The organism is Psychrobacter sp. 1Y4 (genome assembly GCF_051847555.1).
On sequence record NZ_JBPYDE010000004.1, the window covers coordinates 62,822 to 84,878 of the forward strand.

The following is a 22,057-nucleotide window of genomic DNA, read 5'->3' on the forward strand; positions in this document are numbered from 1 at the left end:
ACTCATTTGCAACATCATGCTAAAATGATTACTACAAATTTATGAACGGTGATTGTTAAATTGGCTCAAACAAGGTCAGCTAGAACAATAGTTTCAACTTAAATCATAAGGACACCCAATGTCAGCAAAAGACCCATCATACGACTCATCAAATGTAGCGATTACTGCCCAAGCGTTAACGCAGTTTTGCGATGACTATTTATCTGCAAATGCCTTTAAAGACTATGCTCCAAACGGATTGCAAGTAGATGGCGGGCAGCCTATCAGACGTATTGTGACCGGTGTTACTGCTTGTGAGGCCTTGATCGATGCTGCTATCGAGGCGAAAGCCGACGCGATTATGGTACACCATGGTTACTTTTGGAAAGGTGAACCTGAGCCTATTACTGGTATGAAGGGTCGGCGTATTCGCAAATTGATGCAGCATGGTATCTCGATGATTGGCTATCACCTACCGCTTGATGCACACCCTATCATCGGTAACAATGCAAAGCTCGCTGAGACGCTAGGACTGACGATCACTGAAGCACTCTACCCTCATGAGACCCATCCTGTGGGCAATATCGCTATTTGTACGCCGCAAAGTGCCGAAACCCTAATTCAGACGATTACTCAAGCACTCGGCCGCGTGCCTCTACATATTTCAAGCGATTGTCGTTTCACAAACGAAGATGAAACAAACAATACAAAAATGATCGAACGTATCGGCTTATGTACAGGCGGTGCGCAAGATATGATTGAGCAGGCAGCTATAATGGAATGCGATGCCTATCTGTCTGGCGAGATATCTGAACGTACTACACATAGCGCACGAGAGCTTGGGATTGATTACTTTGCTTGTGGCCACCATGCGACAGAACGAGGTGGTATTCAGGCGCTTGGGGAGATGGTTGCTCAGCACTTTGGACTACCAGTGACATTTATCGATATCGATAACCCTGCTTAACGCTACGCCGTAGAACTTTCTCAAAAATAGGGCCTTTTCGAAAAATATTGACATAGTACCGCCTGACTGGCGATAAAATAGACTTTATTCGTTTATATGAATATAATAGCTGTTTTTGACCGTCTATTACTCAATTGTTAAGTTTTATCACTCTTTAATTAACTTTACTTGAATAATGGCCTTATAAGCCCTATAAAGTCAACTAGAAAGAGAATGTTTTGTCATGAAACTTCCCATTTACTATGGCCTCCGGTTATAACGCCTAGCTATTTAATAATGATGCGTACATTTACTATAAATTACGTTTGATACTTTTTAGCGAGACGTTGCAACGATTGTATAATTCGATCTTATGAGGTGCGATGTCATTTACATTATAAGTAATTGATGTCTCAAAGCTCGTATAATTCGTTATCAATACTGCTGGACAATATAATATTGCAAGTAAAATCAAACGGTTAGATATTACCGTATTGTTTGATTTTACCGTATGTTTATTATTTTTGTCTCAATAACTTATTCATGACCTTACCTATAGTTAATATAATAATTTAAGTGTATTTTCAGCCATTATCGATAAAGGTGACATAACTGTCATTATTCTTTATCTGTGTAGCTTTATTTGAGCGATGTTATTTTTGACATGCTTAGAACGGTAGCACACGGTTTATTATGCTGTTTTATAAACTTATTATTATATTAATCAAGGTGTTGTAATGCTCATAACACTAAGATCTCTATTAGCGATTTAGATTAATGAGCTGTGTAACATCTAAGCTGCCTTCAAAATGTTTATTTATCATTTACGTACACATTGAGATGATGGCAGCTCCCTGGTAAGCAGGATGGCTAATATTAGGAGACATCCATGCAGCGTATTACTTATCGTGTAAAAGTATCTGCGCAAGGTGCCAAACGTCGTATTTCTTATTTACTGCGTCCATCCAAGCGCTCACTTAGCACCAAAAGTAACCTCGTTTCATCCGTTACCCCTACCAAATTGAACCGTTTTGCCAAAACAAAAAAGATGGCACAAGTATCTAGTATTGCCCTTCTCTCCTTACCTGCTGAGAGCCTGATTACGATGGATTCAACAGTACCAGCCTATGCTAAGGTGATGCTTGAGGAGACTCTTACCATCGCAGCTGTCCCAGGAGACAGCACTTATTTTGCGACCGATGGCTTTCAGCACGGCTTTGGCTTTGATTTGATACGTAGTTATGCTGATGAGCTAGGCGTTGAGATTGATTTAAAGGCTTATGCTAGCGAAGAGGCGGCATTGAGAGCAATAAAATCAGGTGACGCTGATATGGCATTGACGACAGCGAGTACGCAGCTAAAGAGTCAGCTGAATTTGTCTTCAGTTAATGTTAGTTGCGGCTATGATGCTAGCCTAACAAAAAATGGCTTACATCCTAAAGTCAGCTGGACATTTAACCAAGCCGATGATCCGTTATCACAAAAAGCCAGTTACTTCTTATGTGATAGTATCAAGCTTGAAAACACGCAAAAGCTTGCCGCGTTTTATAATCAAAACTTACTAAAAGATGCTTATAGTCAAGATCATTTTAAAAAGACGTTGACTGAAAAGTTGCCTGATTACCAATCTTCTTTTGAAGAACAAGCCCGCAATTATAACCATGATTGGGAGCTGCTAGTGGCGATGGGTTATCAAGAGTCGCATTTAGATGCCAATGCCGTATCGCCGACAGGCGTACGTGGTTTGATGATGCTCACTAACAACACTGCAAAAGCAATGGGGGTCTCAGATCGTGTTGACCCTTATCAAAGCATCGGCGGCGGCGCTCGTTATTTAGAACAGATGAAAGCTGACTTCGCTGATGTGCCAAAGACTGATCGAATCTGGTTTGCACTTGCGGCTTATAACATGGGCCCTAATGCGGTCAAACGTATACAGCGCAAATTGAATGATGCTGGTATCGATGATAAAAGCTGGGCGAACGTCTATACATATTTATCAGAAAATAGAGCTTCCAATAGCCGTTATGGGCAGGCGATGCATTATGTAAGTAATATCAGAAGCTATCTTGAAACGATTAAAACTCGTATGGTCTAGACATATGAGTTTATAGAGGAAATATAAAAAAGCTGCTCTTATGTAAGAGCAGCTTTTTTACTGTTCAATTATGTTAGTCGGGTTTAACAGTGAGTTAGCGATTAGGTACTGTTAGGCGTTGACCACGTTGTAGCATAGTGTCTGCTGCGATATTGTTCATATCAGCAAGCGCTTGGGTTGAGACCCCATATTTACGAGCCAGTCCGATAAGACTATCTCCAGAGCCAACCGTATATCGCACTGTTGCTTTAGGGACTTTAATCGTTTGGCCGCGCTGTAGCTGGGCATTGGTCGCCATATTATTCGTTGCTGCCAAATCTTCTACTGCAATACCAAAACGACGTGACAAAGCGATTAAACCATCGCCTGACTGTACTCTATAACGTTCAGTGTTACCAAGTACTTTGCCATTACCGCTTCTACTGCTGACTGTCGTACTTTGGCTGCTAGCATTTGTATTATTGATAGTGGCGCGAGCACTGCCCCTTGCTGGAATAGTAATAGTACGACCACGCAATAAGTTTGACGTCGTACTTAAGCCATTTGCTGCCGCCAAGTCACTGATACCGATATTATAGCGACTGGCTACCCCTGTCAAACTATCGCCGGACTGTACTTTATAGCTTATAGGTTGATTGTTTAATTGGCGATTTACTTCTGCTTTTGATACAGGCACTCTAATGGTTTGTCCGCGTTGCAAGCGCGCGTTAGCATTAAAATTACTATTCACTGCTGCGACTTCTTTTGCACTGACCCCGATACTATTTGCAATACCGATTAACGTCTCTCCTGATTTTACTGTATAACGGCTGCTAGAGACTGAGCTGTTAGCACTACTGGTATTTGTACTACTAGAATTGCTATTGGTAGAAAGATCGACGCTATCAGGTATTTTGAGCGTTTGACCCACGTATAAAGAGTCTGTTGCTCGAATACCATTAAGACTGGCTAGAGTATTGGCTGACATGTCAAACTGGCGTGCTAATGCAATGAGGCCATCACCAGGTTTTACTTTGTAGTTTTGAGTCGCGTTGCTAGATTTGCGAGCTTTAGTAGATGGTGCAGCAGGCGTTGTCGCTGGGGCCTTGACTTTACCTGGTATTAGCCACAGTTTCTGACCTCTTAGCAAATCAGAACGGCTGCTCAAATTGTTATAACTTGCCAGCTGTGTCACTGATAGGCCAAAGCGATTTGCCGTACCGATAAGCGTGTCGCCCGACTGTACAACGTAACTGTCTGGCTGATCTTTGGTTTGTGTATTTGCACTACTCAATGGCTCAATAGTCTTGGCATCGTACAAATATAGAGTACTACCAGACAACAACTTTGCCTCGGCATCTATCTGATTCCACTCAGTAATATCACGCCAGCTGACGCCTGCACGACTGGCGATATTTGATAAGGTATCGCCGCGTTTTACCGTATAAGTTGTACGTTTGCCCTGAGGTTTTGGCTTACTGACTGGCGTTTTTGCAAAGCTCAACTTTTTATCTTCACCACTGGCCTCCAAAATAGACTGCTGTGTCTGTACCGCGGATAGATTGATGTTGCCATCAGCGTTAATGACCTCGGTTTCTGGTGTTTTGACTCGTATCTGATTGGCGATAAAGTCGCGCTCTTCTTTACTAAGTGGAGGCTCTTGGACAATGGTATTGTTTTGTGTAATCTGTGCAGAGGTCGTCGGTAAGCTATTACTGCGTTGCAGTTCAGCATTAATCTTACTGGTCTCTTTACTTGTGATAGGTGGCTCAGTGCTAACAGTCGAGTTACTATTATATCCAGAGCCGCTAGACGATGCCGGAGAGATATAACTGGTCGTTTGCTGCGGCACGCTTGCACTGGCAGCGTAATCTGCCAAGCCGCCACCAGTAGAAGGTAATGACGAGCTGGTATATGGTCGACTATTATAGCTTGGCGTAGCAGTACTACTTGGGCTACTGGTGTTACTTGAGGCAATAACGTTACTCGTACCATTGCCTCTTAACGATATAAGCTTGGCATCAAGATTGGTATTAATATCATTAGGGATGATGATACGCTGCGGGCCTGAGGCATCAACACGTCCTGATGTTAGAGCTGTATTCAGCCTTTCTAATTCATCGTAACTAACGCCAGTTACTTGCGACACTTCAGCCAAACTGACACCATAGTTGACTGGTACACTACGAAAATGCTGTCGGTTGGCAATAGCTGGCAGGTAAACACCGTACTGCTCAGGCTTAGCGACGATTTCTGCTACCGCCAAAAAGCGTGGTACATAATTCATTGTTTCAGTAGGCAGTCTAAGCGACCAGTAGTCAGTGGGCAATCCACGAGCCGCATTGGCATCAATGGCTTTTTGTACACGACCAGGACCTGCGTTATAAGCTGCTAGTGCCAGCTCCCAGCTACCAAACTGATTGTATAACGCTGTCAAAAAGTCATAGGCTGCACGTGTTGATTCGATCACATCACGGCGACCATCATAGGTGCTGCTTTGATTCAAACCATAAATTCGTCCCGTACTTGGAATAAACTGCCACAAACCTGCTGCCGCTGCACTACTGGTGCCGCTTGGATCATAAGAGCTCTCAATTACTGGTAATAAGGCAAGCTCAGTTGGAATATTGCGACGCTCAGCTTCACGTACTGTATGGTAAATATAGCGACTGGCACGCGCAGTCAACCGGTTTAAGTAATCTTGTCTGCTAGTAAACCAGCTTTTTTGCCCTTCAATACGTTGATTGTAGATAGGCTGACCGCCATTCATACGATAACCAGCTCTTAGACGATTCCACAAATCACCATATTGCTGAATAGCCAGTTTATTGTCTTCAACCATGGTCATATCAGTCGCTTCTAATAAGTCTGCCAACTCATCTAAGCTTTCTGCATCCAAAAATGCAGTTGAGTAGTCATCACTCGTACTTGGGCGAGCAGCTCCAGACTGTTTGACTGGGCGCTTATTCACAACAGACGAGCTATTGGTAGCACTGGTATTTTTTACCGTTGACGTATTGCTACAGGCGCTGATAAGTAGGGTTGACACTGCAAGGGTCAATGGTAAAGCTATAAATGATTGGGGTTTTGATGACACAGTAGACATGATGATAGAAGGTTCCTAGCGACAAGAAGTAATGAAGATAATCGACAGTATAATATACAATGTAAGAAACAGACCATCATTCTATAGAAGATGATCTGCAAAATTTAAATTAAATTAATCAATCGCTACTTGGGAAACTGCACGTAGCAGCACAGCGTTGCCAGTCGACAAAGTAAGTGTGACTCTTGATGTAGTCACAAATGAGACTTTTTTGCCGTCTTTAACCCAGCTCTCAACGGTTCTAACGTTTGCCTTTGCTTGTGAGCCAGTCGTAACGATATTGTTGATGCTAATATCATAACGATAATTTGACGTTTGGCTCCAGCTGTCTTGTAATAATTTTAAATACGCATTTTTATCGAGACTGGTAGACTTCCCCTTTCTAGATAAGGAGATCAGTGCATCATCAGATACCAAACGGGCAACTTGGTTGATGTCATTATTATTAGCTGCTGCTTTCATCGCAGTAGCATAGTTTTGTACCAAGCTCTCATTCATGGTCGCAGCTTGAGCAGTAATAGCAGCAGTACCGGCCATTACCGTCAACGTAGCAACGCTCGCGCTTTTTATAAACAGAGCCAATAGCCCTTTATTCCACAGTTGTTTCATTATAATCCTTAAGGTGTTTCTTATTATCTAATTGTGTTGAGTAATTGACACTCTATTAATGGTATTTTTAGCCTATCACTAAATACTCACACCTATGTAACGCCATGTGTAATTATTGCATGTATACCTACCTAGTATCCTACTATTACATCCTAAACGCTTTACCCTTATAGGCTCATGTATAAGTCTTTATGAAGTTTTTATACATTTACTAAGCTTTGGTATTGTCATGTATCGCTTCTTCATCATCGTTAAGCTTCATACCTAAACGCTCCACTCGCCTATCCATCATTTGACGAGCCAGTGCCTGCATGTCTTCGACACGATCTATCTCATCGACGATCTCAAGACCTAAGAGAGTCTCAAAGACATCTTCTAATGTCACCAAACCTTTAACTTCACCATATTCACCTACCGTGATAGCGATATGAATACGATTTTTTAGCATCAATTCTAATAAATCAAACAACTTCATTTTTGAAAATACAAAGGTAATTTCTCGTTCAAATTGCGTCAAAGGTTTATGCATCGCATGATTGACTTTTGCCAACAGCATATCCGTTTTTAGGACAAAACCGGTAATGTTATCCAAATCGCCATCATAAATAGGTAAGCGCGAAAACGTCAGTTTTGGACGATCAACCAATACTTCAGCGACCGTTTTATTCTGTTCAAACGCAAGCATGACTGAGCGCGGTGTCATAATGTCTTCGACTTTAATGGCGCCAAAGGCGAGTAAGTTACGAATAATTCGTGACTCTAATGGATCAATCTGGCCAGATTCTTCACCTATGCTGGCAAGCGCAGCAAACTCACGGCGGCTAAAAACATGTGTCTCTTTACTGCGTACTAGTAATTTTGTCAAACGTTCTGAAAACCAAATCAGAGGATAGAGTATAAGAACAATACCGCGTACAAAGTAAGCTACTATGCCGCTTAGCTGACGCCAATAAACCGTTCCTAATGTTTTTGGAATAATTTCAGATAAGAACAAAATCGCCAAAGTCATGATTGCAGAAAATAGACCAAACCATGCGCTGCCAAAGACAATCGTTGCCTGTGCACCAGCACCAATCGAACCTAGCGTATGGGCAACCGTATTCAATGTCAAAATAGCCGCTAAAGACTGGTCAATATTGTCAATCTTTAAACGTCTTAACATGTTTGCTTTGTTAGGATTGCTTTCTTCGACATCAGCGATATACGAAGGGGTCATACTGAGTAATGCGGACTCTGCTAAAGAACAAATAAACGATATACCAATAGCGATAGCAACAAAAAGTATAAGTAAAAAAATGCTGGTAGCTGTTGGTGCCGCTGATGCTGGGGTTTCAGCAGCTTGTGATAAAGCCGCCTGTGCTGAATGAGGTAAAGCAGTGATTAATACAGTCATCAATGCTGATAGACCAAATACTACCTTTGTGCTAGGACGAGAATAACGCGTCGTCGGGGGAGGTTCAGCAGGCGCTTCTTTACGATGAGCGCGTGGACAACATAGACGAGGTGTAAACGAAAAAATGGTGAACAAGTTAGGTAACCTAAACAATGAAAAAAGAATGGAAAAGGATAAAATACAATGAGCTTTATTGCTAGTAAATACAGTGACTGCTCGCGTTTAACTCACAATGAACAAAGCTTAACGAATAAAATAGCTCTATATAATAAGAACGACAAACCCGCGACTCCTTACGCTAACAGACGATATAATCAATCATTTGATATTAGCACTGATGCTTATATTTAACAATTAAATGTCGTGCTATCTACCTGTCCAAAAAACACCCTATTTTAAATAAAAAACATAGTAATAAAATTGTATGAGTAATGCTCTTATTGGTGGTGTCAAATTGACACAAATTCAATATCTACTGACTTAGTATATTTCAATATATCGTCATTTTATTTTAGTTAGTTACTGCTTAAAGGGATTGTCGCACTAGATATCGGCTGCTAGTATGCCAGTACGTTAAGGAAAATACCTTCATCCCATGATTAACAGTTACCAAGATTGGGATTTTTTGTTACTATGCGTTTAATTTTATCGTTCCCTATGACTTATTGAGAGAAATTATGAGCTTATTTATTCAAGCTGCCCATGCTGCTGCTCCTGAAGCCGCAGGCGGCGCATCACTGTTTGGTCAAATTCTATTGCCAGTAGCTTTTTTTGCAATTTTTTACTTTTTAGTCATTCGTCCTCAATCGAAGCGTACCAAAGAGCATCGTGCTATGGTAAATGCTTTAACTGTTGGCAGCGAAGTGATTTTCGCTGGTGGGCTTATGGGCCGCATCAAAAGCCTTGAAGGCGACTACGCTATTATTAGCTTAAACAACAATACTGACATTAAAGTACAACGAGCTTCTGTTATTTCAGTATTACCTGCAGGCACCATAGAAAGTGTATAAATAGAAAGCATATAAATATCGATGATGGATCATCGCGTTTAGCATTTATCATTATGGCCTTGACTCATACATCGATGAAAATGACCGTTGATACTCTACGGTCATTTTCTGCTACTAGACTGCCAAATTAATGACACATTGATTCCTCGTTAGTTTCTAGGTTAATCCGTTGCCTTTTAGTTAGTCGATTCATTGTAGCAAACTTACCTTTTATCTGCGTATTGCGGCTCAAAAGTTAGTCGTTCTATAATGCTTAGCGTTCTATTATTATAGCGGATGCTTGCAATGATGAATGATGCTTCATACTGATTATGATCATTGTTCATGATAAATGTAAACACTCCATCTGCTAATCTGTGGCCTGCATCGCCAGTATCTTATCAACTTAAAGAAGTGATTATGCAATATCCCGCTTGGAAGTACCTACTTATCACCGTCGTACTGATCATCGCTGGTCTGTACGCTGCACCCAACCTCTACCCTGATGAGCCTGCTGTGCAGATTACCAGTGCTGCAGCAGGTACACAGCTATCTGAAGGTATTTTGACTCAGTCAGAGAGCCTGTTAGAAGAAGCTGGCGTAAGCCACCACGATGGCACTTTTGAGGGCAACAGCGCCCTGGTACGCTTAGACAATCCAGATGCTCAGCTCAAAGCACAAGAGGTCCTCAAAAAGAACCTTAGTGACGATTATGTGGTTGCGCTCAACTTAGCGCAGACAACGCCGCAGTGGCTACGTGATATTGGTGCAAAACCGATGAAGCTTGGCTTGGATTTGCGCGGTGGGGTACGTTTCGTTCTAGAAGTTGATATGGACAAAGCTTTAGAGCAGCGTCTGTCCAGTGCCAGTCGTGATGTGCGCCGTGAGCTACGTGCTGAGCGTATTGCAGTTAAGGGTATTAAGTCTGAGTCACAAGGTATTGTATTACATTTCGCTAATACAGATACCCGTAACCGTGCACAGAATATTCTTCAAGGCTCGATGGGCAATAACTTTACCTTACAGTCCTCTATTGATGATCAAGGTCCTGCGCTAATCATGGCTTATAATGATGCGACATTGGATGAGATTAACAGTTATGCAGTCAATCAAAACTTAACCACCCTACGTAATCGTATTGCTGAGCTTGGAGTTACTGAAGCCTTAGTACAGTCTCAGGGTGCTAGCCGTATCGTCGTCGAATTACCTGGCGTACAAGACACCGCGGAAGCCAAACGTGTACTTGGACGTACTGCAAACCTTGAGTTCCGTTTGGTTGCCAAAGACAGCGAAAACTTTATGGGTGGTATCCCTCCTGCTGGTACCGAAGCCTTTCCATTCCAGACACTTGACGGTCCACCTGTACTGTTAGAGCGTCAAGCCATCGTCACTGGTGACAAAGTTACTAACGCCCAAACCAGTCTTGATGAAAGTGGCCGTCCTGAGGTCAATATTACCTTGGACAGTGCGGGCGGCAAGCTTATGCAAAATGCAACCCGTACCGCTGTTGGCGATCAAATGGCGGTATTGTTTATCGAAAATAAACAAAGAATTACGTATGAAGAAGACCCAACTACAGGGGAATCTGTTGAAGTGCGTACCCCTTACGCTGAGACCAAGGTCATTAACCGCGCTAATATTCAAGCAGTACTAGGCTCATCGTTCCGTATTACTGGACTAGATAGCAATGCTGAAGCGGCTGAGCTTGCTCTATTACTACGCTCAGGCGCACTTGCAGCCCCAATGTATTTTGTTGAAGAACGGACCATTGGGCCGTCACTAGGACAAGAAAACATTGCTAAAGGTCTGTTTTCAACTCAGATTGGTTACTTACTAGTCTTTGTCTTTATGATTATTTTTTATCGCCTGTTTGGGGTCATTGCCAATGTAGCATTGGCAGTAAACGTCATTATCATTATTGCGATTATGTCGATCTTAGGCTCATCGCTCACTCTACCTGGGATTGCTGGTGTGGTCTTGACCATCGGCATGGCAGTAGATGCCAACGTACTCATTTTTGAGCGTATCCGAGAGGAGCTGGCAAACGGGGTACGGCCAAAATCTGCAATCGTGGCAGGCTTTGATCGTGCTTTTAGTAGTATTTTTGATGCCAACATCACCACGTTATTGGTCGCGTTTATCTTATTTGCGATTGGTACTGGTCCGATTAAAGGCTTTGCGATCACCTTAGCTATTGGTATTGTCAGTTCACTATTTACCGCGATTTTGGTAACACGTGCACTGGTACAAATTGCTTATGGTAAGCGTAAATCTATCAAACGTTTGAGTATCGGCTAGGAGAATAACATGGCGATTGAACAAAATAACAATCCTGAGAATAATACGCCGACGTCTAGTAGCTCAGGCGGTGCGGGCAATAACCCTAATGACAACCAAAAACGTCGCCGCCGTAGTAAGCCGCGTCGTGATGGTAAAGGCAGCAATGCTAAAGCCAATAATCCTACGACGGCAAAAGCTGGCAAAGGTAAGTCTCATGGGACTAACAAAAGCTCAAAAAATGAGCAAGCATTGGCGACTCAAGCAGACAATGCTGCTATCGATAACGATCATAACCAAATAATCGATAGCGCTGCTGATGACGCTGCTGCAAAAGAAGGCGGTATCAAGGCAGTTGGTAATCAGCGTATTATTCCGTTTATGAAGATAGAAAAGCCTATGGCAATTTTGTCTTTATTCATGGTCATTGCTAGTATTATTGCGATTGCGGTCAATGGTCTTAATCTTGGTTTGGACTTCACGGGCGGGGTTTCAGCAGATGTACGTTATGAGCAGCCCGCTGAGCAAGTTGAAGTCGTACAAGCATTGGCGGATAATGGTTTTGATGATGCTGTCGTACAGTATCTAGGCACGCGTCAAGAGCTGCTTGTACGCTTGCCACCACAATCTGACAATATTGACGGTCTAAGCGCCAGCTTAACTCAAGCTTTAGCTTTGCCTAATAACACTGCTGATATTAGTAACGTTAACATTATCGGCAGTCAAGTCGGTAACGAGGTGTATTTAAACTCAGTCATGGCGTTAGGGCTAGCATTAGTATGTATGCTTGGATATGTCGCTCTACGTTTTCAGTTTAAGCTGTCACTTGGCGCGGTCATGTCGTTGTTTCATGACGCTATCGTTACTATCGGTGTCTTTGCATTATTTGGTTTCCCCTTTGATCTGACCGTATTGGCAGCCATATTGGCATTGATCGGTTATTCACTAAACGATACGATTGTCGTCTACGACCGTATTCGTGAAAACTTCCGCCGTGTCCGCGGGATTAGTCCCAGTCAGACGGTTGATTTGTCATTAACAGAAACGCTGCGCCGTACCATTATGACTATTTCAACAGTGCTATTAGTTGTATTAGCCATGATGTTCTTAGGCGGTGACGGACTGTATTGGTTCTCAGTAGCGCTATTCATTGGCCTGCTTGCTGGTACTTATTCGTCAACCTATATTGCAAGCTCTATCCCTCTTAGAATGGGTCTATCACGCGATGACTTCGTTGTAAAAGTGAAGCCTGAGTTTGAAGAAGAAATCGTGACTTTCAATGATCCAAAGATGTTTGAACAAGACTAATGGTACACACCTATTTTGATAGCATTGGCTTCAATAACGGTGTTTAATAATAGTAGTATTGACTAAGAGACGACTAAAGAATCGAGTAAAAGCACCTAACCGTTAGGTGCTTTTATCTTTGTATGACCATCCAATATATTTAGTAGTAAAAGCTCATCCCGCAGTCATGTAGCAAACGGGCGGGTATTATTAGCTGTGTTTACGCAGAAGTGATCATCTTATGCCAACGTCTACCCCATCAACAGTCACGTCGCCTATTGACACACGCTACAGGCGTATTGTCGCGATTGCTGTTCCAGTTTTATTAGCTAATCTAGCCATGCCGCTCCAAAGTGTGATTGATACTGCCATCGTCGGCAATATGAATGATGCCGCAAAGCTTGCAGGCATGGGCCTGGCAATACAGCTTTTGTCCCTACTGCTTGTTAGCTTTAACTTTTTACAATATGCATCTTCTGGTTTATCTGCACAGGCATTGGGGCAACTTTCAGATAGTAGCAACTCTATAAACTCGCAGCAAAAAGCATCGCCACTGCTATCTATTTTGCAGCGTGCGCTCTTATTAGCCGTCGTCATTGGTTTGGTGTTACTACTAGCGAAGCCTTGGCTCATAAACTTTGGCTTGCAAGCGTTGTCTGCCAATCCTGATAGTGGCGCTGCTGCCAAGATTTATTTAGATGTACGTTTTTGGGGAGTCATTGCTGAGCTGATGAACTTTGCTTTTATTGGCTGGTTTGCAGGTCAAGGCAAAACGCGTTATATGCTCTATCAGCAAGGATTTATTGCTGTATTTAATATTATTTTGACACTGTTTTTTGTTTACAGTATGCAGTTGGGAATAGCTGGCGTTGCGTTAGGGACTACCATTGCATTTTGGTCAGGGGTTGTATTGGCCTTGTGGCTTAGTCGCCGACATTTACAATTGACTTGGCCTACTTTCTTTCAAGTGGACCCGCAGCATTTTACTAAAGATAAAATGCTTAGGTTATTCTCTTTGAATAAAGATATTTTTATTCGTACGCTTATCTTAACAGTGAGCTTTGCATGGATTACTCGCCTCTCTGCTCAAAGCGGCGATTTAGTATTGGCTGCTAACGCAATATTATTGCAAGTATTAAGCATTTCAGCCTTTGCACTTGATGGCGTAGCAGTGTCAGCTGAGACTTTAAGTGGACAAGCAGCGGGACGTCGTGACTGGTTGCGCTTTCGTGTTATTGTCAAGCGTACAGGCATTGTCAGCTATGCTCTTGCTTTACTATTAAGTACGATTTGGTGGCTTGCCATGCCAACTTATTTAGATTTGATGACCAATATCGAAACGGTTTTTACCTTAACTAATAGTTATCAAGGTTATGCCATACTACTCCCAATCGTCGGTGTGGGTGCTTATTGGCTTGATGGTATATTTTTTGGTTTGACGGCAGGACATGTCATTCGCAATGCCGCTTTGATACTGGCTATCATATTTTTCCCCCTTAGCTGGCTACTTTATCAGCAGTGGGACATGACTGGTATTTGGCTTAGTGTATGGTGCCTGTTGTTATTACGCATGCTAATTCTTAGTGGTTTTTTGTACTATGCGCATAGAACTGGCAGTTATGAAGAATTACAACCAATTTGATGAGTTATTAAATATACTTTTATCCATATTATAAACGCATATAGTAAGAAGTATTGTTTACAAACCATCATGTCTATAAATCAATATTTCGACCAATCTATTAAGCTTGACGATCTTAGGATATCTTGTGAATACTTACTCTGAACAACAGCAAAAATCCGCTTATCAATGGGCTGAAGGCTTTAAAAAAAGCATTCCAGTCGCTATGGGCTATTTACCTGCAGGTATCGCTTTTGGTGTCTTGGCACAAATCGCTGGTGTGCCGATATGGGCAACGATTATGCTCAGTATCGTACTGTATGCAGGGGCGGCTCAGTACGCTTGTCTACCCATGCTTAGTGCCGGCCTGCCCATAGGTAATATTGCAACTAACATTGCAGCCATTAACCTGCGTCACGTATTTTATGGGATGCCGCTGCTACAGTCTCTACCAAAAAACAAAATAGCCAAAACTTATTGTTTATTTGCGCTAACAGACGAAACATTTTCAGTGATGACGAGCTTACCACATGAAATACGGCGTGCGATTATATTACCCATTAGTTTGTTTAACCAGAGCTGGTGGGTATTGGCAAGCGCTATTGGGGTAATGATCGGCAGCACTCTTGGTGACTTGGTGCCGCATTTGGATTTTGCGTTGGTTTGTTTGTTTGCAATCTTAGCTTACGAGCAATTTCAAAGTATTAAACGCTACTTCCCTATTGGCATCGCGGTCGTTGCTTTGGCTATTGCCTCGTTATTCACCAGCAATTGGTTACTTCTGGTAGCGATTACCATCTGTATGCTCATGATTTTGGCACGTGGTTTTTGGGTACAACATAAAGTGACAGGAGAGAACGATGAATAGTAGCTATTTGATTGCAGCCACTTTCGCGATGGCTGGAGTTACCTTTATTACTCGTGCTATTCCAGCATTAATACCAAAAAAGCTTCTTGATACGCCTTGGCTACATCGACTCAATGAGAGCTTACCGCTATCTGTCATGGTCTTATTGATTTTGACCAGTCTCTCCTATCAAGACTTGTCTGCCAGCACTGGGCTAAATAGCGCTGAGGTGCAACTATTACTTGCTCAAATTGGCGCATTGTTATTAGTGCTAATTATCTATCATATTAGCCGTCAGTTATTAATAAGCATGGTCGTGGGTATTGCAGCAATTAACGGCCTACTTTGGATGTTAACCAACGTTTTGGGTTAATCGTATTCATAAGTTGATAGATTATCCCTTAATACTTAGTAAACAAAAATAATAAAAAAGGCTGAATTCAATTAAGAATCCAGCCTTTTATTTTATATAATACCTTTAAGTCATACTATAGTTAATTCGCTATAAAAACGATACAGCGATACTGGTATAAATTTTTTGCAGTCTCTGTCAGCGTAGACACAGCAAGCAAGAAAAATTGATACCAGTTGCGTATCATATTACAACGCATCGGTTTTATTCGATATCGACTATACTGACTAAAAATGGTTATTTAAGACTCTTCTACACCCATCATATCGACAGGCGTATCTGCGACAATTTGTACCCCTTTTTTACCAGCTTTAGCGATTTCGCTACGCTGCTCTTGCAGGTGATCAAGGTAAGCTTCATTGATTTGTCCAGTGATATAGCAGCCATTAAATACAGCACAATCAAAACCTTCAACGCGGCTATGCTTTGTATCTTTTACCGCATCGATAAGATCATCTAAATCTTGAAAAATCAGACGGTCAGCACCGATGATTTTACGTACCTCTTCCACACTGTGCCCTGAAGCGATAAGCTCACTACGTACCGGCATATCAATCCCATATACGTTAGGATATTTTACTGGTGGCGCAGCACTGGCAAAAAACACTTTTTTCGCCCCTGCATCGCGTGCCATTTGAATAATCTCATGACAGGTGGTTCCACGGACGATAGAGTCATCAACCAACAAAACGTTTTTGTCTTTGAACTCCAACGGCACGGCGCTAAGTTTTTGACGAACTGATTTTTTGCGCTGCTGTTGACCTGGCATGATAAAGGTGCGACCGATATAACGGTTCTTCATAAACCCTTCACGGTACTTAATATTCATCTTCAGTGCCAGCTCCATCGCTGAAGTACGCGACGTATCAGGAATCGGAATCACCACATCAATATCGTGGTCATCGCCCCATTCATCGAGGATTTTTTGTCCCAGTTTTTCGCCCATACGAAGGCGCGATTTGTAGACAGAGATATTGTCCATGATAGAGTCTGGACGCGCAAAATAGACATACTCAAAAATACAAGGCGTATACTCTTTTTGCTCTACGCATTGATACGTATGTAGATTGTGATCCAAATCGATAAAGATAGCTTCACCAGGTTTGACATCACGAATAATACTAAAACCGCAACCAGTTAGGGCCACTGACTCAGAGGCAACCATATACTCTGTGCCGCCATTGGCAGCTAAACGTTCGCCAAAGATTAGTGGACGAATGCCATTTGGGTCACGAAACGCCAATAAGCCATGACCAGTAATCATCGCTACTACGCCATAAGCGCCTTCGCAGCGAGCGTAGACCGCTTTTACCGCTTCAAAAATATCATCAGACGTTGGATGAGTCTTACCTAGATTTTGCATCTCATGAGCAAGAACGTTTAATAGTACTTCAGAATCTGAGTCAGTATTTAAATGACGACGATCATCTTGATATAACGATTTGGCCAAGCTTTCAGCATTGGTCAAGTTACCGTTGTGCGCCAAAGTAATGCCATAAGGTGAGTTTACATAAAATGGCTGTGCCTCTGCACTGCTTGAAGTACCTGCAGTAGGGTAACGAACATGGCCAATACCGAACTTACCCACCAGTCTGACCATATGACGGTTCATAAAGACATCACGAACCATACCGTTTTCTTTACGTAGATATAGGCGACCATCCTGCAAGGTCACAATACCTGCCGCATCTTGACCACGATGTTGCAACATAGTTAAGGCATCATAAAGAATTTGGTTGACTGGCTCATGAGCTGCAACCCCAACGACTCCACACATAGTTATGTCCTATTTAAAACCACACATTAGTAACACTATAACGGTAAGCTAAATAACAATGTTGCCTACTAGCTTACCGATGACCTGATGATATATATTTACTGATATTTGTTTCACTGAACTGAGCATTTTATTGGCTCTAACTCACTGATTCAAGAATAAAGATACTGATTGATTTAAGAATAAAGATATTATATATGATGACATATTAACGACAATATTTAGATAGTGCATTATCAACAATGGCGATTTAAATTGTAGATACCACAGATGTTACATAATGATGAATGCCAATTTATCAAGGTATCACTTGTCGTAACTAGAGTCGTTAGAACTAATTTTGCCCTTAATTTTACCATAATTAAGACTGATTCATCTGCTCCCACGCACTGCCTAATACATCTGATGCAAGCGTTTTTGCCATTGGCGCATAAGGAAGTAGCTCAGGGGCCAGTACAGAAGTTTGCCACTGCGGAAGCTGTACTAATAACGGCGCACTGACACTAATAATGACTAAAACCACAAGAGTGTTTTTGGCCGCCCCTAATACACCGCCTGCCATTTTATCTACCACGCCCAAGCGTAAAGTTTTAAGCACTCCTGAAAATACAAACGCTACTAAATGCATCACAGCTAACACTACGATTACGATGAGCAAAAAAGCCATCGCCATTTGTAATACAGAGCTTTGGGTCAGCCCCGATAGCTGCGGCGCAATAGGACCAGCTAAACGAGTCGCAACAATCAAAGCGATAAACCAACCAACTAAGCCAACCGCCGTCTTGACAAGTCCTATTTGAAAACCACGCCATAAGCCAATAAGGACCACAATGGCAATGACGATATCTAGACCACTCATACTGACCGCCTCATGGCTTTATAGGACCATCTTAATCAAATGTCTTGGGCATCATAATAGCCGCCAATAGCTTGAATACAAGACTGTACCAAGCCTGGGCCTCGATAGATAAGACCTGTATAAAGCTGAACCATATCTGCCCCAGCTTTAATCTTTTTAACTGCCTTCTCGCCACTATCGATGCCACCAACGCCTATAATAGTCACTTTATCCTCTAGCTGATCTGAGAACTGTTGCAAAATTTGAGTACTAATATGACTGACGGGACGGCCAGATAGACCACCTGCTTGATCACCATCGGTCAGATCCTCAACCCCCACTCGGCTCAAGGTCGTATTGGTTGCAATCAAACCATCAATGTCAAAATCTAACAATTGCTGCGAGATATAATCAACTTGTAGCGGCTCTAAATCAGGGGCGACTTTTAATACTAACGGCACATAGAACCCGTACTCTGTCGCAAGCTGGCTATGACGATTTTTAATCACGTCTAATAACTGCGTTAACGCCTCGCCGCTTTGTAAATCACGTAAATTTTTTGTATTAGGTGATGAGATATTGATTGTAATATATGAGGCATGGGGATAAACACGTTCTAGACAGTAAATATAATCGTCAGCCGCATTTTCGACGGGCGTACTGGCATTTTTACCAATATTGATACCGATGTTGCCTTTATATTTACAGCGTTTGACATTTTCAATCAGATAATCGACACCCTGATTATTAAAACCCATCCGGTTAATAATAGCATCTGCCTGTCTTATTCTAAACAGACGTGGCTTATCATTCCCAACTTGCGGCTTTGGCGTGACCGTACCCACCTCAATAAAGCCAAATCCAAGCTCAGCCAGTGCGTCAATGTAATCGGCATTTTTATCCAATCCTGCAGCCAGACCAACAGGGTTAGAGAACTGCAAACCCATACAGTTCGTAGGTTGCATAGATTGGCCATAAGCCAAGCCCAAAGCCCGTGCTTTATGAGCTTTTGCCAGTAAAGATAGAGTCATATCATGAGCATGTTCAGGATCCATCTTAAACAAAAAAGGGCGAAGCAAGGCGTAAGACATAATAACGATAAACCCGGTCTGGATAGAAATAGTGAATGAAATAAGATGGATGAAACATTGAGCGTCATAAAGCGCTGCAATTATATCAGCTTAACAATAATAAGACCAAAGTTTCATTCTTAATATCATGGGCAACGACTGAATACTAGCTGTGTTTTGACAAGCATAGACGGACGCATTAGTAGTCAACTAAATTATGGTACAGGACGATTGTCAGTAAGCGCGATCCAGCCTCTGATAATACGGTATAGGTGCCAAATAAAAGTAAAGAGCATCAGTAACGCGCCAAACCCGGCCAACAAAAATGAACCGATAGCTATATTACCACTATCAGCCAACATACTGACGCCAACGCCACCGAGCGCAAACGTTATGATAATCGTTCCTATGATAAAAAAGACTATACTGTACCAAAAAGTCTTAATCTGCCAGTCAAAGTGTGTCGCAAGCCATGTACCTTCGGCATCACGGCGTTTGCCATAGTTCATTATGATTGGCACAATCCACAGCAGCCCTGCCGTAAAATAGCTGATCACATAAAGCAGATAGGTGATGTGATTATAAGTGATTAATGCGCGCTGCTCTTTTTGAGTCAACAGTGGTCTCTCTTGCTGCATAATTCTGTGTGTCGTTTGTGAGTCAATAAAGGGTTCGGTAGTCCGTGTTTTTGTATATGAATGCTTATCGGTTTTATCGTTAGAAGACTGGTTCATAATTTTTATCCATAACTGACAGTAGCCATTAAGTACTCAATTGTGGCAAATAGCGTCGCTTTCAAGATGAAAATTACCATGTCCTGATAATCTAACTTACAGTAACGGTTAAACGTAGATGAATATGTAAAGAGCCTTTGAGACAAGTTTTCAAAAATAAGGTTTATTAAGACGTGACAGTCGCTTGTACTTGCACCTGCTTGGTCGCCACATCCTGCTGCATCAACAGCTTTGTAAACTGCCAGCCTTGTTGCTCAAGCTTACCAAGTGCAGCACTGACGGTCGCTTGGCTCGGATGACTAAAGCTCAATTGCACCCCTGCACCATTAGCCACCACTTGTGCATTATCGATACCTGAGCTGTTTAATGCAGTATTCACGCGGCTTGCTGGTGGCATTGCATCAGCACCATCTTGATTACTAGCAGCATTTAATGCATTGGGGTCGATATTGGCTGCTTGTGAGCGTAACCAAAAATAATCAGCGACCTGCTCTTGGTAATTAGACTTACTCTCTTTAGCGGCTTGATGAACACTATAGCCACCGTAACCACCAACAAATAACAATAAAAACACCAGCAAAATAACCAATGCCATCTGATCACGAGAAGAGAGTACTTGCCAGCGTGACCATAGTGCGTTTTGATAGTTGTTCACACGTGCTGACAAGGCATTGGTTGCTAACGATCTGTGGGTGGTACGGCGCTGTAATAGTTTCATCACTTGACCTTGATGGATGGTATAAAATTTAAAAACTAAAAATTTAAGATTGTGCCATATTGTCTACGGCCGCAGGATCATTGGCGATATCGATGGTAATCTGTCCACTAAACTGTCCTTGCTCATTACTGTTGACTCGCTCTAGGCTTGCTTGAATACCTTGTGCCGTCAATGTGCTGGCGAACTTATCAAGACTACCACGGTCTGGCGCTATTAAGGTAAAACTTAAGACAGATGGCTCCATAACCAATGCCTGTGCATGTAACGATGACTGCTTAATAAGCGGTGATATCCGCGCCAATACCGCTAAGTGTGAAGCCGACTCTTGACTGTCGCTACGTAGTTTTGGTTGCATCTGCACTTGCAGCTTGGTGCGACTGGTATTGAGCACCTCATCTGGGAACCATGACTGGTACTGCTTCGCGGTTGCCATCTGTGCGACATCAGCGGCAGTATTATAACGATAAGTTTGTAAGGCATCAGTTGCCATTTGCAATACCAATGCTGACAATGCAACCATCATCGCCACTCGTAAATAGGGCGATAGATTTGTGGTTGATGACTTGATGAAAAAGTTAAGTGCGTGGCGTTCTGGTATCTCTATTGGCATAGGGACTGTAGATAAAGGCGTTGATAATATCTGCTGTTCTGCCAGCAAGTTGGCCGTTTCTGTCGCGATACGTGTTTCTGCTATAGAGTCTGATGTAAAGCCTGACTCCAAGTCAGTTTTTTGCAAGTTATTGCTATTATCTGTCAAGTCATCAAATGCATCAATTGGAGCGCTAATAGATGCTAAATCAGCCGATGATATCGAAGGCAATATACAAACTTCACTCAAATGCGGCAAGCGCTCAAAAATAAGTGGCAAGTAATTTACTGCCAAGCCCTGATATTGTGACTGTCGTAATAAAGCAGTATATTCATCTTGATATAAAATTATCTGCTGAGCGGCCCCCTCTTCAGGAATTGGCAACAGTAAAAAGTCCGGCAGTAGCGCGTTGATACTTAGGCCGACTAAAGCTGCGCTTTGTTGCCATGACTCTATATTGTTTTCAGCCAGCGCATAAATGTGATGTGCATGCGTATCGCCAATCTGCCTAATTGCCAATTGCTCAACTGGAGTTAAAGAAGCTTCTTCAAATAAGTACTGCTTACCTGTGTTACCAAGCTGTTTTAGCTGGGCTGCATTTAGCTTCGTATCGACTTGCAACAGATAGCTGGAGGGAAAATAAAGACAAAGTGATGGAGCACTGTTTTTGTTATTACCATAAATATCATACAGCTGTTGCCAGCCGGTCACAGACTGCCATTCTTTTGTATCAGCGTGCCAAACTGCTAACGGACTATGCTGCGATCTTATCCAAACATGTAACACCA

The 22,057-nt window shown here is 42.3% G+C and carries 17 protein-coding genes; 8 read left to right on the plus strand and 9 right to left on the minus strand.

From position 1 onward, the window contains the following. Window positions 1-118 precede the first annotated feature (118 nt). Window positions 119-946, plus strand: a complete 828-nt coding sequence (locus ACS8FC_RS04370; protein ID WP_439260779.1) for a Nif3-like dinuclear metal center hexameric protein — start codon at window positions 119-121, stop codon at window positions 944-946. Between the two features lie 868 nt (window positions 947-1,814). Beyond that, entirely contained in the window at window positions 1,815-3,023 is a 1,209-nt protein-coding gene (locus ACS8FC_RS04375) for a transglycosylase SLT domain-containing protein (RefSeq protein ID WP_439295968.1), read from the plus strand. 94 nt (window positions 3,024-3,117) lie between these two features. Here ACS8FC_RS04375 and ACS8FC_RS04380 read toward each other — a convergent pair whose 3' ends face one another. The 3 genes from ACS8FC_RS04380 to ACS8FC_RS04390 all read right to left on the minus strand — a co-directional run bounded on the left by ACS8FC_RS04380 (window position 3,118) and on the right by ACS8FC_RS04390 (window position 8,245). Beyond that, window positions 3,118-6,108: a lytic transglycosylase gene (locus tag ACS8FC_RS04380; RefSeq protein ID WP_439295969.1), complete on the minus strand. Its 2,991-nt coding sequence runs from the start codon at window positions 6,106-6,108 to the stop codon at window positions 3,118-3,120. A gap of 114 nt (window positions 6,109-6,222) precedes the next feature. Next, the gene (locus tag ACS8FC_RS04385) at window positions 6,223-6,717 is read right to left on the minus strand and encodes a hypothetical protein (RefSeq protein ID WP_439260776.1); all 495 of its coding nucleotides are present in this window, start codon (window positions 6,715-6,717) and stop codon (window positions 6,223-6,225) included. Window positions 6,718-6,928: 211 nt separating this feature from the next. Further along, window positions 6,929-8,245, minus strand: coding sequence for a hemolysin family protein (locus ACS8FC_RS04390; RefSeq protein WP_439260775.1), 1,317 nt, complete (start codon window positions 8,243-8,245; stop codon window positions 6,929-6,931). 542 nt (window positions 8,246-8,787) lie between these two features. Between ACS8FC_RS04390 and yajC the strand changes: the two genes are divergently transcribed. The 6 genes from yajC (at window position 8,788) to ACS8FC_RS04420 (ending at window position 15,504) form a co-directional block, all read left to right on the plus strand. Beyond that, entirely contained in the window at window positions 8,788-9,120 is a 333-nt protein-coding gene (gene yajC, locus ACS8FC_RS04395) for a preprotein translocase subunit YajC (RefSeq protein WP_058368608.1), read from the plus strand. Between the two features lie 399 nt (window positions 9,121-9,519). Then, the gene (gene secD / locus ACS8FC_RS04400) at window positions 9,520-11,397 is read left to right on the plus strand and encodes a protein translocase subunit SecD (protein WP_439260838.1); all 1,878 of its coding nucleotides are present in this window, start codon (window positions 9,520-9,522) and stop codon (window positions 11,395-11,397) included. Window positions 11,398-11,406: 9 nt separating this feature from the next. Further along, window positions 11,407-12,684, plus strand: coding sequence for a protein translocase subunit SecF (gene secF / locus ACS8FC_RS04405; RefSeq protein ID WP_439260774.1), 1,278 nt, complete (start codon window positions 11,407-11,409; stop codon window positions 12,682-12,684). A gap of 220 nt (window positions 12,685-12,904) precedes the next feature. Continuing rightward, window positions 12,905-14,305 (plus strand): MATE family efflux transporter, encoded by a 1,401-nt coding sequence (locus ACS8FC_RS04410; protein ID WP_439295970.1) that lies wholly within the window; start codon window positions 12,905-12,907, stop codon window positions 14,303-14,305. Between the two features lie 205 nt (window positions 14,306-14,510). Then, window positions 14,511-15,152, plus strand: coding sequence for an AzlC family ABC transporter permease (locus ACS8FC_RS04415; RefSeq protein WP_439260837.1), 642 nt, complete (start codon window positions 14,511-14,513; stop codon window positions 15,150-15,152). Continuing rightward, entirely contained in the window at window positions 15,145-15,504 is a 360-nt protein-coding gene (locus tag ACS8FC_RS04420) for an AzlD domain-containing protein (RefSeq protein ID WP_439260772.1), read from the plus strand. Before ACS8FC_RS04415 ends, ACS8FC_RS04420 begins: the two co-directional genes overlap by 8 nt. Before the next feature lie 280 nt (window positions 15,505-15,784). Here ACS8FC_RS04420 and purF read toward each other — a convergent pair whose 3' ends face one another. The 6 genes from purF to gspL all read right to left on the minus strand — a co-directional run bounded on the left by purF (window position 15,785) and on the right by gspL (window position 22,055). Next, window positions 15,785-17,320 (minus strand): amidophosphoribosyltransferase, encoded by a 1,536-nt coding sequence (gene purF, locus ACS8FC_RS04425; RefSeq protein ID WP_299215990.1) that lies wholly within the window; start codon window positions 17,318-17,320, stop codon window positions 15,785-15,787. 361 nt (window positions 17,321-17,681) lie between these two features. Next, a complete protein-coding gene (locus ACS8FC_RS04430) occupies window positions 17,682-18,179 on the minus strand; it encodes a CvpA family protein (RefSeq protein ID WP_439295971.1) in 498 nt (165 codons plus the stop codon). Between the two features lie 35 nt (window positions 18,180-18,214). After that, on the minus strand, window positions 18,215-19,249 hold the full coding sequence (locus ACS8FC_RS04435; protein ID WP_439295972.1) for a quinone-dependent dihydroorotate dehydrogenase: 1,035 nt from the start codon (window positions 19,247-19,249) through the stop codon (window positions 18,215-18,217). Between the two features lie 194 nt (window positions 19,250-19,443). Next, window positions 19,444-19,962 (minus strand): DUF4870 family protein, encoded by a 519-nt coding sequence (locus ACS8FC_RS04440; RefSeq protein WP_439260770.1) that lies wholly within the window; start codon window positions 19,960-19,962, stop codon window positions 19,444-19,446. Between the two features lie 166 nt (window positions 19,963-20,128). After that, window positions 20,129-20,680: a type II secretion system protein GspM gene (gene gspM / locus ACS8FC_RS04445; RefSeq protein ID WP_439260769.1), complete on the minus strand. Its 552-nt coding sequence runs from the start codon at window positions 20,678-20,680 to the stop codon at window positions 20,129-20,131. Window positions 20,681-20,723: 43 nt separating this feature from the next. Further along, complete coding sequence (gene gspL / locus ACS8FC_RS04450; protein WP_439260836.1) at window positions 20,724-22,055, minus strand: type II secretion system protein GspL; 1,332 nt, start codon at window positions 22,053-22,055, stop codon at window positions 20,724-20,726. Window positions 22,056-22,057 lie beyond the last annotated feature (2 nt).